An 18,239-nucleotide genomic window follows, 5' to 3' on the forward strand; every position below is an offset into this window, starting at 1 on the left:
TATCAATGCTCACACGAAGACATCCTAAAACGCACTTTCATTGAGCAAGTGTTGAATTCAGATTTGTTAGACTGAAAGCCTAGGAGCATTATTGCATAGTTCTTAAATAAAAAGAGCAGCATAAGCACCGTCGTTTTTGCCTAAACATAGCGGAAGCCGGTCAGATATCGCTCCAAACCAGCCATCATGAGAGTAATTGATAAACGCTACAGAGAGAGTTGTTCAGCCCACTCACGGAAGGCCTTACCCTGCGTTGGATGGCGTAAGCCATATGTCACGAATGCCCGTAAGTAACCCATCTTTTCACCGCAGTTAAACGACTCGCCAACCAACTCTGTGGCTTCTACCGTCTGATGTTTCAGCAATTCGGCAATCGCGTCCGTCAACTGAATGCGTCCCCAGGCACCCGGCTCGGTTTTTTCCAAAATGGGCCAGATAGTGGCTGAAAGCACGTAGCGCCCAACGGCTGAATAGTTGGACTTCAGTTGAACATCACTGTCCGGTTTTTCGATAATCGCGGTAATGGGTGAAGATTCACCTTGTCGCAACGCATTGTTCTGGCACTCCACAACGGAATAGTCGCGCAAAACATGCTCATCCACGGGTTGGATCAATACCTGACTCAAACCCGTCTCTTCGAAGCGGGAAATGAGGTGAGCCAGATTATCTTTTTTCAGATCGGCTTTAGCATCATCAAGCAACACATCCGGCAACAGCACCACGAAAGGAGAGTCTCCGATCAATGGCTTGGCGCAAAGTACCGCATGACCCAGCCCCTTTGGTTGCCCTTGCCTAATATGCATCAACGTTACGCCTTTCGGCGTTATTGATTGGACTTCATCCAACAACTGGCGCTTAACGCGAGCTTCGAGCATCGCTTCCAATTCAAAGGACGTATCGAAATGGTTTTCTATTGCATTTTTAGATGAATGCGTAACCAGAATGATCTCTTTGATACCTGTCGCTACGCACTCATTAACAATATATTGAATCAAAGGCTTATCGACGATCGGCAACATCTCTTTAGGAATCGCTTTGGTCGCCGGTAGCATATGCATGCCCAGACCAGCGACAGGAATGACAGCTTTCAACTTCGTCATGCTCGTCCTCTTCAATCTTGTGAACGTACTCAGCCACATGTTAGTTGTTATTCAAGGCCAGCTTCAACCATTGCGAAAAATCTTCACCTTCTGTGGCATGGCGTAGACCGTATTGCACAAAGGCCTTCATATAGCCAAGTTTATCGCCGCAGTCGTGTGATTTACCGCTCATATGGAAGGCTTCCACTATTTGCTCATCCATCAGCATGGCGATAGCGTCGGTCAACTGGATCTCATCGCCCGCGCCTGGAGGCGTCTTCTCGAGCAACGGCCAAATAGCGGCGGAGAGCACGTAGCGCCCCACAACCGCCAGGTTAGATGGCGCTTCCTCGCGTGCGGGTTTTTCCACCACTACCGACATCGGCGCACTTTCGCCTGCAACCAGTGCTACTCCTGCACAATCCACTACACCATATTTTGACACATCCTGCTCTGGTACCGGTTCAACCATGATTTGGCTGCACCCTGTAGCTTCAAAGCGTTGGATCATTTTAGCCAGGTTTTCTGTACGAAGATCCGCGGTTGCATCATCCAACAACACATCTGGCAGCAAGACGACAAAAGGAGAATCCCCTACCATGGGTTTCGCGCACAATACCGCATGCCCGAGCCCTTTCGCTTGCCCCTGACGCACCTGCATCACGGTCACATCCGGCGGGCAAATGTTTTGCACTTCAGCCAGCAGCTGGCGTTTTACACGCGCTTCCAGCACGGCTTCCAACTCGAAAGAAGTGTCAAAATGGTTTTCAATCGCATTCTTCGAAGAGTGGGTGACCAGCACGATATCCTTAATGCCGGCGGCGACACACTCATCGACAATGTATTGGATAAGTGGCTTATCGACCACCGGCAACATTTCTTTAGGGATCGCCTTGGTTGCCGGCAACATACGAGTTCCTAAACCCGCCACTGGGATCACAGCTTTCAGTCTTTTCTGCATTTCCACTTCCACAAGCAACTTTATGATTTATATAGTATAAATCACACATTTTAGGTAAAGCATAGCAACGCAAACAATTCGATCAGACACGCTACCGCCCTTGGCTTATAGCTACCAAAACGCTGTTATGAAAATCCCTGTGCAATCCAATGAACGCTAAGTACGCTTCTGTACATGACTAAAGTGCACGTATCACACATTGGTATTTCGCAGCTTGAAGAATAACGAGAATCTATGCCCTTATAACCAAAAAACTCGAGTTATCTTCGCTTATATGGCTAAGATTCTTATACTATTGACTTGCTGATACAAGCCTTAGATACCCGTGGTTAGGTGTTTTCAGAATAAGACTACTAACTCGCTGGAGCCATGCAAATAATAGCATAAGAAACCTATTTCAATACTTTGATATTATTGACATTTAAAGCATGTGTCTTTTATGAACAGCCCAGTTAGCATTCTCATGCACCGTTTCTCCGTTATGCCAGCTACACCTGAATGTGCTTTGAAATATTGGGTACTTTTTCTGCCAAAATAACCTGTTTTCATCCCCTTCCTCTGATTAAAGTTGAATTTTGCCGCCCCAGCGCCCATCATTCCCGTGCGGCATAAGCCGTAGAACTTACAGGTGAAATTGGGCGTATGGAATGGATCGCTGATCCAACAATTTGGGCCGGCCTGGCCACATTGGTCGTGCTGGAAATCGTTCTGGGTATAGACAACCTTGTCTTCATCGCCATTCTGGCGGACAAACTACCAAAACAACAAAGAGATAAGGCTCGTGTCGTCGGTCTGTTGCTGGCGCTGGTCATGCGCCTGGCGCTGCTCGCTTCCATCTCGTGGCTGGCGACGCTGACCAAACCGATGTTCATCGTCGCGGAGCACCCCTTCAGCGGCCGCGATCTGATCATGCTGGTCGGCGGGATATTCCTGCTGTTCAAGGCCACCATGGAGCTGAACGAACGGCTGGAGGGCAAGGATGAAGAGCAGCACGGCGCACGCAAAGGCGCGCGTTTCTGGCCGGTGGTGGCGCAGATCGTGGTGCTGGACGCCGTTTTCTCGCTCGACTCGGTGATCACCGCAGTCGGCATGGTCGACCACCTGGCGGTGATGATGATCGCGGTGTGTATCGCCATCGGCCTGATGCTGCTGGCCAGCAAGCCGCTGACGCGCTTCGTCAACGCTCACCCGACTATCGTTATCCTGTGCCTGAGCTTCCTGCTGATGATCGGCTTCAGCCTGGTGGCGGAGGGCTTCGGCTATCATATTCCGAAAGGTTACCTCTACGCGGCGATCGGCTTCTCGGTGATGATCGAAGCATTGAACCAACTGGCACAGTTCAACCGCCGGCGCTTCCTGTCGAAGGTGCGGCCACTGCGCGAGCGCACCGCCGAGGCGGTACTGCGCATGCTGAGTGGTAAACACGAAGAAGCGGAGGTCGACAGCCACTCCGCCAACCTGCTGGCGGACAGCGACAGCGAAAACGGCGAGATCTTCAATCAGCAAGAGCGGCGCATGATCGAACGCGTGCTGGGCATGGCGCAGCGCACGGTCAGCAGCATCATGACTTCGCGTCACGACGTCGAATACCTCGAGCTGAACGATCCGCAGGAGAAACTGACGCAATTGCTGGAGCGTAATCAGCACACGCGCATCGTGGTGGTGGAAAGCAGCGCCAGCGACGAACCGCTGGGCGTTATCCATACTATCGACGTCCTCAAACAGCAGTTGGCGCAGGCGCCGTTGGATCTGCGCGCGCTGATACGCCAACCGCTGATCTTCCCGGAACAGCTCACGCTGTTAAGCGCCCTGGAACAGTTCCGCCAGGCGCAGACGCACTTTGCCTTTGTGGTCGACGAGTTCGGTTCCGTCGAAGGTATCGTCACCCTGACGGACGTGATGGAAACCATCGCCGGCAATCTGCCGGAGGCCGGCGAAGAGGTGGACGCACGCCATGACATTCAGCAAAACGAAGACGGCAGCTGGATTGCCAACGGCTATATGCCGCTGGAAGATCTGGTGCTGTACCTGCCGATGCCGCTGGAAGAAAAACGCGAATACCACACGCTGGCGGGGCTGCTGATGGAACACAGCCAGCGTGTGCCGCAAGAAGGCGAGCAAATCAAGATCGGTGACTATCTGTTCGAACCGCTGGAGGTTAACAGCCACCGCATTCTGAAAGTGAAGATCACCCCGCCTCCCCCACCGGAGGACTACGAGGTTTAGCATTGAGGCCGGGCATCGCCCGGCCTTTCTTTTACTGGGGAACCAACAGCTCGGTCGCCACGATCACCACCACCAACCCGACAATCACCGGCACCGAAGTGCGTTTCACCACCTCGAACGGCGAGATTTTCGCCATGCCGGAAACCGCCACCACCACGCCGGAGACCGGCGACAGCGTGCGGCCAAGGTTAGACGCCTGCAGCATCGGGATCACCAGATAGGCCGGATTCACACCCATCTGCGCCGCCAGTTTCGGGATCAGTTCGACAAACGCATAGAACGGCGCATTGCCGGAACCGGTAGTCATGGCCGCCAGCATGGTGATCACCACCAGCACCAACATCATGATCAAACCGCCGGTGCCGAACGACTGCGCCAGCCCGATCAAGCCGCTGATAAAGCCAACGGTGCTCAGCCCCTGCGCGAATACACCCGCGGCCACCAGCAGCATCACCACGCTGGCGAAAGCGTCCGCCATGCCGCGATAGGCCACTTCCAGGCCGCTGAATACCTGTTTGGCGCTGAAACTGCGCACAAACTCGATCACGGCCGCCAACAGTATGCACCCGACCAGTACAGTAATGATATGCAGCTCCGGCCCCCATTTTCCGTCGAAAATCAGCACGCCGAGGATCGGCGTAAACGGCAAAATCGCATAGAACCCCGGCGCGTGGGTGTTGATTTCGCTGACGTCCATGATGTGATGCTTTTCATTGTTCTTTTTGTCGAGATAGCGCTGCCAGAAAAAGTGCGCCACGGCCATGCAGACGATGGCGGCAATCGAGATCGGCAGCGTGGTTTTGAACGCGAAGTCCACCAGCGGCATCTCCGCCGCCTTGGCCGCCAGCACCACGTCGCCAGAGGTGGGCGCCAGAATAATCGCCGCCGGCGAAGCGCAAATGGCCGCCGCCGCCCCGCGGCTGATGCCAACGTTCACCATCAACGGGAACAGCGTCGCCATCAGCAATACGCCGAGGCCAGTGGCGGAAGAGACCGCCAATGACATCAGGCAAGCGACAAAATAGGCCGCCACCATCAGCAGATAAGGCGAGTTGATCATCTGCAACGGGCGCGAGGCCAGCTTGACGACCACGTCGTTGGCGCCGATATGCGTCATGTAAGCGGCGAAACCACACAGCATCATGATCATCATGCCCAGATCGCCGCCGCGGCTCATCAGCAAGATCTTGACGTATTCGATAATATCGGTCGCGCGCCAGCCGGTAGACGCGGCGCCGGACGGCAACAGCGTTTTCCCCATTAGGGCGCTGATACCGAGCAGCAGTAACCCGCCCACCATCAAGACGCCGGTGGCGGAATACCCCTTGATGATGTAACGGCCCACGCCCGCCGCCACTACGGCGCCAATAAGAAGCTCTATCATGTTTCCTCAACTCGTCATGTTTTCGCGCTCAGGCGCATAGTCATAGCAGAACAGTCCCTTACTCTGCACAAACTGCGCGCGAGTCTTCATGACCTTCATCAAGGTAACGGAGAGAAATTATCGCGGGAAACATCGAGATTTACGCGGGCCACAATGCGACCCGCGTCAGAGGAGATTACAGCTTGTCGAGCAGCTTCTTCAGATCCTGGCCTTCGCGCGAATCCTTGTTCTTTTCAGCCCATTTGTTCAACGCATCCTTGGCCCGATCCTGCAGCGTTTTGCGCAGCACTTGATCGACCTGCAGTTGATAATTCAGCTGTTGCCAAGGCCCATAGACCCGCAGCGGGATCGGCGTTTTTTGCAGTTGCTCAATCAGCTCGCCGCGCCCTTGCCAACCGCCGGTGACGCGCACGTTGAGCGCCATGTCGCACTGTTTGCCCGGCATATCGATGCTGCCGGCGCCGGTCAGCGCCAGCAAAGGCGAATCCGCCGTCAGGCCGCTAAGTTTGACCGTGCCCTGACTCAGGCTGGCCTGCGCCGAGACGCTTTTGACTTCGGTATAGCGCTGATAGCTGTCTTGCCCACGTACGCTGTTATCATTACGCGCCACCGCCTGCTGAATCAGCTGCTGAATATTCAGGCCGTGCAGCTGCGCATCCTGCATCGCCAGCTGCGCCGTACCGCGCCAGCGGCGCTCAAATGCCTGTGAAGAGAGGCGATCGCCGGTCAGATCCCCTTTCATGCTGAACTTGCCGGTGAGCATCTGCGGCATATCGAATGCCTTGAGCACCGTGCCAAGCTCAACCTGATTCAGCACCGGTTGCACGCTTATCACCGGTTTATTGCCGCGCGCGTCGAGCGTTCCCGGCAAGGAGAAATCTCCGCCGGCCAATTGCCCGGCAAGCTTGTGCAACGTCAGCAGGCCGCGTTGGTTGTCCGCCGTAACGGCCAACTGGGCAACGTTCATACCGCGATAGGTTACCTGTGCCGCCTGCAGGTTCAACTGTGCAGTGAAATCGCGCAGCGCCTCCAGGTTTTGCTGCCGATCGTCAACCTGGCTGGCGATCACCGGCGCGGAAGTCACGGCGGGCTGCTCGGCGGTCGTGGTGCTGGATTGCCAGCCGGAAAGCGCGTCGAGATCGAGGTTTGCCGAATTGAGGTTCACCACATAGCCGGGCACTGCCCCCAGCGTGGCGCTGATATCGCCGGTCAACTGACTGTTATTGGCGCTGACGTTCAGCTGGCTGACGGCAATCTGCGCCGGCGTCTGCTGATAGACCACCTGCGCATTACCCTCTCCCTGAATACCGCCGTTCAGAATATCCGCGCCCGCCAGTTGGTAATTGAACTGGGTCACTTTGGCGCCAATCTGGAGTGGGAACTGCTGCAGATCGACATCGGCCGCCATGCTGAAGGTCAGGTCACGCTGATCGCGGTTGACCCGGCTGGAAAGTTCCAGCTGCGCCTGGCGTTTCTCCGTTTGTTGCAGGGTGAGATTGATATCCCGGACATTGATTTGTTCGTTATCGGCACGCTGCCAAATCAGCAGGCTGTCCACCACCCGAAGGTTATCGATATCGAACTTCCAGGCCGCGTCTGCCGCGTCAGTACCGCTACCGGCGGGTGCGATCGGGGCGTCCACCTGCGAGTGCTCTTCGCTGTCGGGCGTGAGGCGGATAACCGCGTTTTTCAACATCACCTGCTTCACAAACAGCTGATGCGACAGCAGCGGCAACAGTTTGACATCGAGGCGCATGTTTTCCGCACTCACCACCGGCGCTTTGGCACCCGGTGCGGTTAGCGTCATGCGGCCGGCCAAAATGCTGAGCTGCGGCCAGATGTGCCACCGCAGGTCGCCTTCGAGCGTCAGCTGGTAGCCGCTCTTCTGCTCGACTTTTTTGACCATGTAGCCGCGAAAATCATTCGGATTGACCAGCAGTACCAGCGCGGACATCCCCGCCACCACGACCACCAGTAAAATCGCCAATGTCGTCAGTAATCTTCTCATGCCACCCTCTTGTCAGCGCCACACCGACGGTGCATCCCGCGCCGTTAGTCCTTGTCGATTCGACTGGCTACTGCGCCCTGCTGATCGCGATATTTTGCGTCCTGGCGGCTGTTGTATGGCCGGGCCGCCGGGCCGGACAACGGCTCAAAGCTCAAGGCGCCAATCAGCATCCCCGGCCGCAGCGCCAGCGGCAGCTTGCCGGAGTTGTAGAACTCCAGCACGATGCGCCCATGCCAGCCCGGATCGATACGGTGCGCGGTCACGTGCACCATCAGCCCCAGGCGCGCCAAAGAAGAACGGCCGTCGAGCCAACCCACCAGATCGTCCGGCAACGTCACGGATTCGAACGTCACCGCCAGGGCCAGCTCGCCGGGATGGAGGAAGAACGCCTCGCCTTCCGGCAGGACAATCTCGTCGCTCATCACGCGATCCAGCGCGGCGCTGACTTCGTCTTTCGGCCCGCTAAGATCGATAAAAGGCGCGGTATGGCCACTGAACACGCGGAACTGATTGCCCAAACGGACATCTACTGTGGCCCCGTTGATGCGTTCGAGCGGCGGGCGCGGGGAAATCACCAGTTTCTCGCTATCCAGCCAGGCTTCTATATCGCGGTCGCACAGTCTCATGTCTTTCTTCTCCATCAAAACGCGTCACTAAACAAAAATTGCCACACAACGGGCGAAAGGTCTACGCCGGGGTGCAAATAGTTGGCCACCGGCCGGAAATGTGCATTTCCGGCCATTAAGCGGCATTATTCAAAGAATTGGCTGATTTTGGCTTTCAGAATATCGATCGCGATGCGGTTCTTGCCGCCGCGCGGGACGATGATATCGGCGTATTGTTTGGAAGGTTCGATAAACTGCAGGAACATCGGGCGCACGGTCTTCTGGTATTGCGCCATCACCGAATCCATCGAGCGGCCGCGCTCGTTGACGTCGCGCTTCATGCGGCGCATCAGGCAGATATCCAGCGGCGTGTCGACGAAGATCGAGAAGTTCATCTCCTGGCGCAGGCGGATATCCGTCAGCAGCAAGATCCCTTCCAGAATAATCACTTTTTTAGGTTCGAGATGGACGGTTTCTTTCTTGCGCGTGTGTTCGGTGTAGCTGTACAGCGGCAGTTCGATCGCCTTGCCGGCCTTCAGCATCTGCAGATGCTGGAACAGCAGATTGTGATCCATGGCGCTCGGGTGGTCATAGTTGGTTTTGACCCGTTCTTCCATGGTCAGGTGAGTCTGGTCTTTATAGTAACTGTCTTCTGGAATAACGCCGATGTGCTCATCGCCGACTTGTTCGCGGAGTTCGCGGTACAACGTGCTGGCAATAAGGCTTTTTCCGGAGGCAGATGCGCCAGCTATACCAATAATGACGCACTGATGCGGATTGTCAGTCATAAAATTAAAGACCTGATTTCGTAATGTGAAGGGGGGAACTAAAACGCGACAATTATAGGGAGTCGTCGGGGTTTGCGCCACTGTATATTGCGCGACGGCGGGCGAATTCGGGCTATCGCGCCGTATCGGCAACGCGCATTTTAAGAATCTCACGGCTAGGGCAATGCCCGGCAACAGGTTAAACTCCAGCGCTGACTTCTGGACCCCGTAGTCTTTCATCGGAGATTGATGTGCTGGATTGGTATTTTTTGACTTTTTTCGGCGACAGCATGCTGCTGCTACCCTGCGCGCTGATTCTGTTTTTGTTGCTGCTCGCGTCTTCCGCCACCCGCGCGGCAGGCTGGCAGTGGGCGTTGATCTTCGGCTTCACCGGCGGGCTGGTCTGCCTGTCCAAACTGGCCTTTATGGGCTGGGGTATTGGTAACGCAAGTTATGATTTCACCGGATTCAGCGGCCATTCGGCCCTCGCAGCCAGCATCTGGCCGCCGCTGCTCTGGGCATTGACCGGCCGATTTTCCCATCCGGTGCGCAGCCTCGCGCTATTGACCGGGTGGATATTGCCTTTCACCATCGGCGTGTCGCGGCTGGAAATTCGCGTTCACTCAGTATCCGAGGTGATCAGCGGATTGATTTTAGGCTACCTGGCCAGCGCACTGTTCCTGTGGCTGCAACGCGCCAAGGCTCGCCCATGCCTTTCCTGGCCACACCTGGCCATCGCGCTGGCCTTGCCGTTGGCACTGATGGGACAGCGTCAGCCGGCCCCCACCCAGGGGTTGCTGGAACATATCGCCAAAACGCTGGCGCAAATCGAACGTCCTTATACCCGCGCGGATTTGCACAACCCTGCTCGCATCCCATAAAAAAACCCGGCGTTTAAGCCGGGCTCTTGCCTTGCCATAGGCAGATTACAGCGCGCGGAAAGCAATCTCCGTCGGGATCGCCTCGCCCTGCCAATACATCTGCGCGGCCACGCGGCCGGCGAGCTGGCGATACATCTCGGCGAATTCGCTGTCCGGGCGGCTGATCACCGTCGGCGTACCGCGATCCAGGTCTTCGCGCAGCGAGATATGCAGCGGCATCTGCCCCAGCAGACGGCTGTGGTATTTCTGCACCAGCTTTTCAGCGCCGCCGGTGCCGAAGATCGGCTCATGGTGACCGCAGTTGCTGCAGATGTGCACGCTCATATTCTCCACGATGCCCAGCACCGGCACATGCACTTTCTCGAACATCACGATGCCCTTGGCGGCATCCAGCAAAGCGATATCCTGCGGGGTGGTAACCACCAGCGCGCCGGTCACCGGAATGTTCTGCGACAGCGTCAGCTGGATGTCGCCGGTGCCCGGCGGCATGTCCAGCACCAGGTAATCCAGATCCGGCCACAGCGTATCCTGCAGCAGCTGCATCAGCGCCTTGCTGGCCATCGGGCCGCGCCACACCATGGCGTTATCGTCGGTCACCAGGTAACCGATGGAGTTGGTCGCCAGGCCGTGCGCCACGATCGGCGCCATGTGCTGACCGTCCGGCGAGGTCGGCCGCTCATGTTCGGTACCCAGCATGTTGGGGATCGACGGGCCGTAAATGTCGGCGTCCAGAATACCGACCTTGGCCCCTTCGGCGGCCAGCGCCAGCGCCAGGTTGACGGCGGTGCTGGATTTCCCCACCCCGCCTTTGCCGGAGCTGACGGCGACGATGTTGCGCACGCCTTTGATGCCGGCCTGGCCGTTGGCGCGTTTCAGCGTCGTGATGTCGTGTTTCAGCTTCCAGTCGATAGCGGAAGCGCCGGTCACGCGCAACAGCTCGGGGCCGACGCTCGCCTGCAGCGCCTCAAAACCGCTCTGCCAGGCAAACGGCATCGTCAGTTCGATATGCAGTACATCGTCCAGCAACGCGCAGTGATGAATGGCCTTCAATGCGGTCAGGTTGTTTTTCAACGTCGGGTGTTCAAAGGCGGCCAGTACACCGGTCACCAGGGCGCGCAGAACTTCGGGGTTGGTCTGCTCAGGGGATTTTGCGTTCATCCCGGCTCCTTGATTTTGAATGAGTAGCTTCCGGCTAAGCATATCAGAACTGCGCTGCCGCTGGCGCATATAACCTGCAAGAAACCGCCCTAGCAGCGAAGGGCGCGATCGGTTAACATCGAAGGCCCTTTTATTCATTACAGAAAGCAAGTTCTCACTATGGCTCAAGTCGCGAAAAAATTATTGGTGACGTGCGCGCTACCGTACGCAAATGGTTCCATCCATCTCGGCCACATGCTCGAGCACATCCAGGCGGATATCTGGGTGCGTTACCAACGAATGCGCGGCCACGAAGTGCATTTCATCTGCGCGGACGACGCGCACGGCACGCCGATCATGCTGAAAGCGCAGCAACTGGGCGTGAAACCAGAAGAAATGATCGCGGAGATGAGCCAGGAGCACCAACAGGATTTCGCCGGCTTTGGCATCAGCTATGACAACTACCATTCGACCCATAGCGATGAAAACCGTGAGCTGTCCACCCTGATTTACAGCCGCCTGAAAGAAAACGGTTTTATCAAGAACCGCACCATTTCTCAGCTGTACGATCCGGAGAAAGGCATGTTCCTGCCGGACCGTTTCGTGAAAGGCACCTGCCCGAAATGCAAATCGCCGGATCAATACGGCGATAACTGCGAAGTGTGTGGCGCCACCTACAGCCCGACGGAACTGATCGATCCGAAGTCCGTGGTTTCCGGCGCGACGCCGGTGATGCGCGACTCCGAGCACTTCTTCTTCGACCTGCCAGCCTTCAGCGAAATGCTGCAGGCGTGGACGCGCTCCGGCGCGCTGCAAGAGCAAGTAGCGAACAAGATGCAGGAGTGGTTCGAATCCGGCCTGCAGCAGTGGGACATCTCCCGCGATGCGCCTTACTTCGGCTTCGAGATCCCGGATGCGCCGGGCAAATACTTCTACGTCTGGCTGGACGCGCCGATCGGCTACATGGGCTCCTTCAAGAACCTGTGCGACAAGCACGGCGATCTGGACTTCGACGAGTTCTGGCGCAAAGATTCCACCACCGAGCTGTATCACTTTATCGGCAAGGACATCGTCTACTTCCACAGCCTGTTCTGGCCGGCGATGCTGGAAGGCAGCAACTTCCGCAAACCGACCAACCTGTTCGTGCACGGCTACGTGACGGTGAACGGCGCCAAAATGTCCAAATCGCGCGGCACCTTCATCAAGGCCGGCACCTACCTGCAGCATCTGGACGCCGACTGCCTGCGCTATTACTACGCCGCCAAGCTCTCTTCACGCATTGATGATATCGATCTCAATCTGGAAGACTTCGTGCAGCGCGTAAACGCCGACATCGTCAACAAGGTGGTGAACCTGGCGTCACGTAACGCCGGCTTTATCAACAAACGCTTCGGCGGCAAGCTGGCCGACAGCCTGGCCGATCCGGCGCTGTACCAGACCTTCGTCGACGCGGCGCAGAGCATCGCCGAAGCTTACGCCGGCCGCGAGTTCAGCCGCGCGATCCGCGAAATCATGGCGCTGGCCGATCTGGCCAACCGCTACGTGGATGAGCAGGCACCTTGGGTGGTGGCGAAGGAAGAAGGCCGCGACGCCGATCTGCAGGCCATCTGCTCGATGGGCATCAACCTGTTCCGCGTGCTGATGACTTACCTGAAGCCGGTGCTGCCTTCGCTGACCGAACGCGCCGAAGCGTTCCTCAACGCCGAGCTGAGCTGGGACGCAATCCCGCAGCCGCTGCTGGGCCACCAGGTGAACGCATTCAAAGCGCTGTTCAACCGCATCGATCTGGACAAGGTCAGCGAAATGGTCAACGCCTCGAAAGAAGACATGGCCGCCGCCAAGCCGGTGACCGGTCCATTGGCCGATGATCCTATTCAGGAAACCATCACCTTCGACGACTTCGCCAAGGTGGACATGCGTATCGCCCTGATCAAGAGCGCCGACTTTGTCGAAGGCTCCGACAAACTGCTGAAGCTGCAGTTGGATCTGGGCGGCGAATCACGCCAGATCTTCTCCGGCATTCGCTCCGCTTACCCGGATCCGAAAGCGCTGGAAGGCCGCCTGACCATCATGGTCGCCAACCTGGCGCCGCGCAAAATGCGCTTCGGCGTTTCGGAAGGCATGGTGATGGCGGCGGGCCCCGGCGGGAAAGAGATCTTCCTGCTGAGCCCGGACAGCGGCGCGCAGCCTGGTATGCAGGTCAAGTAACCGCACCGGCGCGTTACATCAAGGGTCGAGCTTGCTCGGCCCTTTTTTAATGCCTCAAACCCGACGTTATAAGTAGTAAGAAAAAGTCATAACCGCTCTGATTCCCTCGCCTGCCGCATCTCGCTATGATGCTCCGCAACAACAAATAGACGTCCAGACAGAAAGACTGCTGTAACAGATCTTCACCGGGACCGTTTATCCGCTTTTTTGGAGCCTATAATAATGAAAAATCTCAAGACTTCGCTGCTCGCCCTCAGCCTGCTGGCTGCCCTGCCGCTGCAGGCGGCGGAAAACGCCGCCGTGCCGGCCGCCATCGCTCAGCATCAGGGGCCGGTGCGCATCGCGGTAATCCGCAACCTCGGATCCGACGACAACACCACGCAATTTTTGGCGGGCGCCATTCAGGAAGGACGCAAGCTGGGCTTCAAGGTGGACACCTTCCTCAGCAACGGCGACGACGCGCGCTTCCAGGACTTCGTCAACCAGGCTATCAGCCAGAAATATGACGGCATCATTCTCTCGCAGGGGCGAGCCCCCTACTCCACCGAGTTGGTCAAACGTATCGCGGCGGCCGGCATCGCCGTCGCGGCTTTCGATACCGACGTCAGCGGCAGCGTTCCCGGCGTCACCGTCTCGCAGCAGGACGACGCTTCGCTGGCCAACGCCTCCTTCGGCCAGCTGGTGAAGGATTTCAACGGCCAGGCCAACATCATCAAACTCTGGGTAGCCGGCTTCCCGCCAATGGAACGCCGCCAGGCCGCCTATCAGCAGCTGCTGAAACAGCATCCGGGCATTCACGAGCTGGAATCGATCGGTGCGGTCTCATCCGACGTACAGGGCGATACCGCCAATAAAGTGGGCGCGGTGCTGGCGAAATACCCGAAAGGCAAGATCGACGCCATCTGGGGCACCTGGGACGCCTTCACCCAGGGCGCTTACAAGGCATTGAAAGAGAACGGCCGCACCGAGATCAAGCTGTACAGCATCGATATCTCCAACCAGGACTTGCAACTGATGCGCGAAGCCGGCAGCCCGTGGCAGGTCAGCGTGGCGGTGGATCCGAAACTTATCGGCGCAGTCAACCTGCGCCTGGTGGCCAACAAGATCGCCGAGGAAAGCACGCCGGACAGCTATCAGTTCAAAGCGACGGTCATTCCGCAAGCGCTGTTGCTGGCGCAGCCGGGGCCGGTCAACGTCGCCGGGCTGGCGAAGATCATCCCCGGCTGGGGCAGCAGCAGCGACTTCGTGCAGCCGTGGTTCGCCACGCTGCAGGCCGAACACGGTAAATAATGCTGTTTTTCACGAGGCTGCCGACGCAGCCTCTGTTTTTAAACTAATTTTCGGCTTTCCCCTTCCGTCCTCGCCAAAATACGCTATGTTATCTGCATTGCCCAATAACTGTATGCATACACAGGCTTCGAATGAAGGGATTCCCCTCGCTGATTAACATGCTGCTGGCCAGTTCGCTGGTGTTGACCATCGGCCGCGGCGTGACGCTGCCGTTCATTACCATCTATCTCACCGAGCATTTCCATCTGCTGCCGAAGAGCGTGGGCGTGATCCTGGGCGTCAGCCTGACCCTCGGCATCCTTGCCAGCCTGTACGGCGGCTATCTGGTGGACAAATTCAGCAAGAACCGCCTGATCCTGCTGTCGATTTTATTGTTTGCGCTGAGCTTCTTCGCCCTTCCCTGGATCCCGCGCCCCGGCGGCGTGATCGTGGTGCTGGCGATCCTGCATACCTGTTATTCTGTGCTGAGCATCACCATTAAGGCCTGTTTCGCCGACTGGCTGCCGGTCGAGCAGCGCATCAAGGCTTTCTCAATCAACTACACATTGGTCAACGTCGGCTGGGCGATCGGCTCTGCGCTCGGCGTTCTGGTGGCCGGGCTTAGCCCACTGCTGCCGTTTTACCTGTCGGGCGGGTTGGCGCTGGCGACGGTGGCGACGCTAAGCCTGCGCTTGCGCGGTCGGGAACAGCGCGCAACGCCAGCCGCCGCCCCCGCGGCGCTCCCCAACTTCCGCCAGACGGTGACTATCCTGCGCAGCGATCGGCGGCTGATCTACTTCACTCTCGGCAGTACCCTGGGTGCCGTCGTGTTCGGTCAGTTCACCGGCTATCTGTCGCAATACCTGATCACCGTCTCCAGCGCCGAGTTCGCCTACAAAATCATCGGGCTGGTGATGATCGTCAACGCCAGCATCGTCATCGCCCTGCAATACCTGCTCAGCCGCGGCATGCGTCAGGAAAACATGCTGCGCTGGCTGGCGCTGGGCACGCTGTTTTTCATCGTCGGGCTGCTCGGTTTTATGGTGGCCGGCCAGGCGGTCTGGCTGTGGCTGGCGGCGATGGCGGTGTTTACCCTCGGCGAAATCATCGTTATCCCGGTGGAATACATGTTCATCGACTTTATCGCGCCGCCGCACCTGAAAGGCAGCTACTATGGGGTACAGAACCTCAGCGCGCTGGGCGGCGCCATCAACCCGGTGCTGTGCGGGGTGCTGCTCAGCTATGCTGCGCCGCCGTTGATGTTCGTGATGCTGATCGTCGCCGCGCTGCTCAGCCTGCTGTTTTTCTTCCTCGGCCACCGGCTGGCGGAACACGCGGCGACAACCGCCGAAGACACGCGCTGAGCCCGCGCGTAGCAGCCATTGCGGGCTGTCAACCCGCCGATCGGGCATGGCATCCATAGCGAGAATTCATGGTGCGATCTGTGGCATGGCTCACAGTTTAATTGTATGATGAATGCATCAGTTAAATGGGAAAAGACAATGGCCAACGTGCTCACACTGTGCTGGAAATACCTGAGAGCCCTGCTCCTCATCTACCTTTGTCTGTTCGTCGGCAATGCGCTGGCGGCGCTGCTGCCGTTCGCCATTCCCGGCAGCATCCTCGGCATGCTGCTGCTGTTCGCCCTGCTCTCTACCCAGATTCTGCCGGCCAAATGGGTTAAACCCGGCTGCCACTTGCTGATCCGCTACATGGTGCTGCTGTTCGTGCCGATCGGCGTCGGGGTGATGAAATACTATGACCAGATCGTCGCGCATCTGGGCCCACTGGTTATCTCTTGCCTCATCAGCACGCTGATGGTGCTGGTGGTGGTCGGCTATACCTCACACTATTTTCACCGCGAGCGCCGCATCGCCGGTAAGCCCGATGACACGGAGGGCAACCCATGATCCATGAAATCTGGTGGTCGCTGCCGCTGACGCTGGCGGTCTATTTCGCCGCGCGCTGGCTGGCGCGCAAGCTGAACATGCCGCTGCTCAACCCGCTGCTGGTTTCCATGGCGGTGATCATCCCGTTGCTGCTGCTCACCGGCATCCCCTATGAGCGCTACTTTCAGGGCAGCAAAATCCTCAACGATCTGCTGCAGCCGGCGGTCGTCGCGCTGGCCTTCCCGCTGTATGAACAGCTGCACCAGATCCGCGCGCGCTGGAAGTCGATTATCGCGGTGTGCTTCATCGGCAGCCTGACCGCCATGATCAGCGGCGGCGCCATCGCCCTGTGGCTGGGTGCCACCCCGGAAATCGCCGCCTCTATCCTGCCGAAATCGGTCACTACGCCGATCGCGATGGCCGTCGCGGACTCGCTCGGCGGCATTCCGGCGATCAGCGCGGTCTGCGTCATTTTCGTCGGTATCCTTGGCGCCGTGTTCGGCCATACGCTGTTCAACCTGTTGAAAATCACCACCCACTCGGCGCGCGGTCTGGCGATGGGTACCGCATCCCACGCGCTGGGCACCGCACGCTGCGCGGAGATGGACTACCAGGAAGGCGCTTTCGGCTCGTTGGCGCTGGTGATCTGCGGCATCATCACCTCCCTGCTGGCACCGTTCCTGTTCCCGGTGCTGCTGCACCTGTTCGGTTGAACAGGGTGAAACTTGCGATACATCTCGCATTTATGTATCTCATTGCATTAATTTCATCAATTAAGAGACATTAATCACACTTTAATGTCTCTGGCCTGCCTAGAATGTTATCCCGTTAACCTGTAGAGAGACTTTCTATGCATCCGCGTTTTCACACCGCGTTCAGCGCACTGCCCGCGACACTGCAATCCGCCCTGCGGCCCTATCTGGACGCGCCTGACTTTCCGGCGATGTTCACGGCCGAGCAAGCGGCGGCGATCCGCACAGGCTGCGGGTTGGACGATGACGCGCTGGCATTCGCGCTGCTGCCGCTGGCGGCGGCCTGCTCGTTAACCCCGATATCGCACTTCCACGTCGGCGCCATCGCGCGCGGGCAAAGTGGCAACCTCTATTTCGGCGCCAATATGGAATTCAGCGGCGCACCGCTGCAGCAAACCGTGCATGCAGAACAATGTGCGGTTACCCATGCCTGGCTGCGCGGCGAGCCGGCGCTGGCCTCGGTCACCGTCAACTACACGCCGTGCGGCCACTGCCGTCAGTTTATGAATGAACTGAACAGCGGCGGCGAACTGCAGATCCGTCTGCCGGGCCGCGCGCCGGCCACGCTGGCGGACTATCTGCCGGACGCCTTCGGCCCGAAAGATCTGGATATCGCTTCGCTGCTGATGGACAAGGTCGATCACGGCCATCGGTTGGCGCTGGACGATGCGCTGACGCAGGCGGCGCTGGCTGCGGCCAATCAGAGCCACGCACCGTACAGCAACGCCCACAGCGGCGTGGCGCTGGAAACACAGGACGGTAACCTCTACGCCGGCCGCTATGCAGAAAACGCCGCCTTCAACCCGAGCCTGCCGCCGCTGCAGGCCGCGCTGATCCTGCTGAACCTCTCCGGCGGCGATTGCCTGAACATCCGCCGCGCCGTGCTGGTCGAACCGCAAGAGGCAATCCTCAGCCAGTGGGACGCCACCCGCGCCACGCTGGCGGCACTGGGCTGCCAAAACGTCAGCCGCGCCGCGTTCTAAGCGCACCACGGCGGAGCCATCCGGTTCCGCCGCTAACAGCCCCGCCCGCCAAATACAATGCCCCAACGCCGCCAGAGAGACTTTCTTTAG

At 58.0% G+C, this 18,239-nt stretch carries 15 protein-coding genes; 8 read left to right on the forward strand and 7 right to left on the reverse strand.

What is annotated here, in order from left to right; translation table 11 throughout:
• Positions 1–206: 206 nt before the first annotated feature.
• Together ACUXAC_RS11800 and galU are read right to left on the reverse strand one after the other, a co-directional pair.
• Positions 207–1,100 carry a sugar phosphate nucleotidyltransferase gene (locus ACUXAC_RS11800; RefSeq protein ID WP_387444473.1) on the reverse strand — a complete coding sequence of 298 codons (894 nt, stop codon included), beginning with the start codon at positions 1,098–1,100 and terminating at the stop codon, positions 207–209.
• Positions 1,101–1,140: 40 nt separating this feature from the next.
• Positions 1,141–2,040: a UTP--glucose-1-phosphate uridylyltransferase GalU gene (gene galU / locus ACUXAC_RS11805; protein ID WP_387444470.1), complete on the reverse strand. Its 900-nt coding sequence runs from the start codon at positions 2,038–2,040 to the stop codon at positions 1,141–1,143.
• A gap of 642 nt (positions 2,041–2,682) precedes the next feature.
• Here galU and ACUXAC_RS11810 point away from each other — a divergent pair.
• Positions 2,683–4,266 carry a TerC family protein gene (locus ACUXAC_RS11810; protein ID WP_060440356.1) on the forward strand — a complete coding sequence of 528 codons (1,584 nt, stop codon included), beginning with the start codon at positions 2,683–2,685 and terminating at the stop codon, positions 4,264–4,266.
• Positions 4,267–4,297: 31 nt separating this feature from the next.
• Here the strand turns inward: ACUXAC_RS11810 and dcuC are convergent, their stop codons facing one another.
• The 4 genes from dcuC to udk form a co-directional block, all read right to left on the reverse strand.
• Positions 4,298–5,650, reverse strand: a complete 1,353-nt coding sequence (dcuC, locus tag ACUXAC_RS11815; protein ID WP_102984984.1) for an anaerobic C4-dicarboxylate transporter DcuC — start codon at positions 5,648–5,650, stop codon at positions 4,298–4,300.
• 175 nt (positions 5,651–5,825) lie between these two features.
• Positions 5,826–7,658: an outer membrane assembly protein AsmA gene (gene asmA, locus ACUXAC_RS11820; protein ID WP_421115058.1), complete on the reverse strand. Its 1,833-nt coding sequence runs from the start codon at positions 7,656–7,658 to the stop codon at positions 5,826–5,828.
• Between the two features lie 44 nt (positions 7,659–7,702).
• Positions 7,703–8,284 (reverse strand): dCTP deaminase, encoded by a 582-nt coding sequence (gene dcd, locus ACUXAC_RS11825; RefSeq protein WP_019454407.1) that lies wholly within the window; start codon positions 8,282–8,284, stop codon positions 7,703–7,705.
• Between the two features lie 125 nt (positions 8,285–8,409).
• The gene (udk, locus tag ACUXAC_RS11830) at positions 8,410–9,051 is read right to left on the reverse strand and encodes a uridine kinase (protein ID WP_004938922.1); all 642 of its coding nucleotides are present in this window, start codon (positions 9,049–9,051) and stop codon (positions 8,410–8,412) included.
• Positions 9,052–9,281: 230 nt separating this feature from the next.
• Between udk and ACUXAC_RS11835 the strand changes: the two genes are divergently transcribed.
• A complete protein-coding gene (locus tag ACUXAC_RS11835) occupies positions 9,282–9,911 on the forward strand; it encodes a phosphatase PAP2 family protein (RefSeq protein WP_084826552.1) in 630 nt (209 codons plus the stop codon).
• A 45-nt stretch (positions 9,912–9,956) separates the two neighbouring features.
• On the opposite strand, the gene apbC is transcribed toward ACUXAC_RS11835, so the two are convergent.
• Complete coding sequence (apbC, locus tag ACUXAC_RS11840) at positions 9,957–11,069, reverse strand: iron-sulfur cluster carrier protein ApbC (RefSeq protein WP_038880999.1); 1,113 nt, start codon at positions 11,067–11,069, stop codon at positions 9,957–9,959.
• A 159-nt stretch (positions 11,070–11,228) separates the two neighbouring features.
• On the opposite strand from apbC, the gene metG reads away from it, so the two are divergent.
• The 6 genes from metG to cdd all read left to right on the forward strand — a co-directional run bounded on the left by metG (position 11,229) and on the right by cdd (position 18,149).
• Positions 11,229–13,256 carry a methionine--tRNA ligase gene (metG, locus tag ACUXAC_RS11845; RefSeq protein ID WP_421115059.1) on the forward strand — a complete coding sequence of 676 codons (2,028 nt, stop codon included), beginning with the start codon at positions 11,229–11,231 and terminating at the stop codon, positions 13,254–13,256.
• 222 nt (positions 13,257–13,478) lie between these two features.
• The gene (locus ACUXAC_RS11850; protein ID WP_421115060.1) at positions 13,479–14,546 is read left to right on the forward strand and encodes a sugar ABC transporter substrate-binding protein; all 1,068 of its coding nucleotides are present in this window, start codon (positions 13,479–13,481) and stop codon (positions 14,544–14,546) included.
• Positions 14,547–14,677: 131 nt separating this feature from the next.
• Positions 14,678–15,889, forward strand: coding sequence for an MFS transporter (locus ACUXAC_RS11855; protein WP_187322169.1), 1,212 nt, complete (start codon positions 14,678–14,680; stop codon positions 15,887–15,889).
• A gap of 138 nt (positions 15,890–16,027) precedes the next feature.
• The gene (locus ACUXAC_RS11860) at positions 16,028–16,435 is read left to right on the forward strand and encodes a CidA/LrgA family protein (protein WP_038880991.1); all 408 of its coding nucleotides are present in this window, start codon (positions 16,028–16,030) and stop codon (positions 16,433–16,435) included.
• Positions 16,432–17,127, forward strand: a complete 696-nt coding sequence (locus ACUXAC_RS11865) for a CidB/LrgB family autolysis modulator (protein ID WP_019454415.1) — start codon at positions 16,432–16,434, stop codon at positions 17,125–17,127. The genes ACUXAC_RS11860 and ACUXAC_RS11865 overlap by 4 nt, the downstream gene beginning before the upstream one ends.
• A 137-nt stretch (positions 17,128–17,264) precedes the next feature.
• Positions 17,265–18,149, forward strand: a complete 885-nt coding sequence (cdd, locus tag ACUXAC_RS11870) for a cytidine deaminase (RefSeq protein ID WP_060421403.1) — start codon at positions 17,265–17,267, stop codon at positions 18,147–18,149.
• Positions 18,150–18,239 lie beyond the last annotated feature (90 nt).

The organism is Serratia sp. 121840015-1 (assembly GCF_053627655.1).

What these genes read in the sequence shown, in the direction of transcription:
- ACUXAC_RS11800 (WP_387444473.1), bottom strand. Translation starts at nt 1,100, where the DNA reads ATGACGAAGTTGAAAGCTGTCATTCCTGTCGCTGGTCTGGGCATGCAT.
- galU (WP_387444470.1), bottom strand. Translation starts at nt 2,040, where the DNA reads ATGCAGAAAAGACTGAAAGCTGTGATCCCAGTGGCGGGTTTAGGAACT.
- ACUXAC_RS11810 (WP_060440356.1), top strand. Translation starts at nt 2,683, where the DNA reads ATGGAATGGATCGCTGATCCAACAATTTGGGCCGGCCTGGCCACATTG.
- dcuC (WP_102984984.1), bottom strand. Translation starts at nt 5,650, where the DNA reads ATGATAGAGCTTCTTATTGGCGCCGTAGTGGCGGCGGGCGTGGGCCGT.
- asmA (WP_421115058.1), bottom strand. Translation starts at nt 7,658, where the DNA reads ATGAGAAGATTACTGACGACATTGGCGATTTTACTGGTGGTCGTGGTG.
- dcd (WP_019454407.1), bottom strand. Translation starts at nt 8,284, where the DNA reads ATGAGACTGTGCGACCGCGATATAGAAGCCTGGCTGGATAGCGAGAAA.
- udk (WP_004938922.1), bottom strand. Translation starts at nt 9,051, where the DNA reads ATGACTGACAATCCGCATCAGTGCGTCATTATTGGTATAGCTGGCGCA.
- apbC (WP_038880999.1), bottom strand. Translation starts at nt 11,069, where the DNA reads ATGAACGCAAAATCCCCTGAGCAGACCAACCCCGAAGTTCTGCGCGCC.
- metG (WP_421115059.1), top strand. Translation starts at nt 11,229, where the DNA reads ATGGCTCAAGTCGCGAAAAAATTATTGGTGACGTGCGCGCTACCGTAC.
- ACUXAC_RS11850 (WP_421115060.1), top strand. Translation starts at nt 13,479, where the DNA reads ATGAAAAATCTCAAGACTTCGCTGCTCGCCCTCAGCCTGCTGGCTGCC.
- ACUXAC_RS11855 (WP_187322169.1), top strand. Translation starts at nt 14,678, where the DNA reads ATGAAGGGATTCCCCTCGCTGATTAACATGCTGCTGGCCAGTTCGCTG.
- ACUXAC_RS11860 (WP_038880991.1), top strand. Translation starts at nt 16,028, where the DNA reads ATGGCCAACGTGCTCACACTGTGCTGGAAATACCTGAGAGCCCTGCTC.
- ACUXAC_RS11865 (WP_019454415.1), top strand. Translation starts at nt 16,432, where the DNA reads ATGATCCATGAAATCTGGTGGTCGCTGCCGCTGACGCTGGCGGTCTAT.
- cdd (WP_060421403.1), top strand. Translation starts at nt 17,265, where the DNA reads ATGCATCCGCGTTTTCACACCGCGTTCAGCGCACTGCCCGCGACACTG.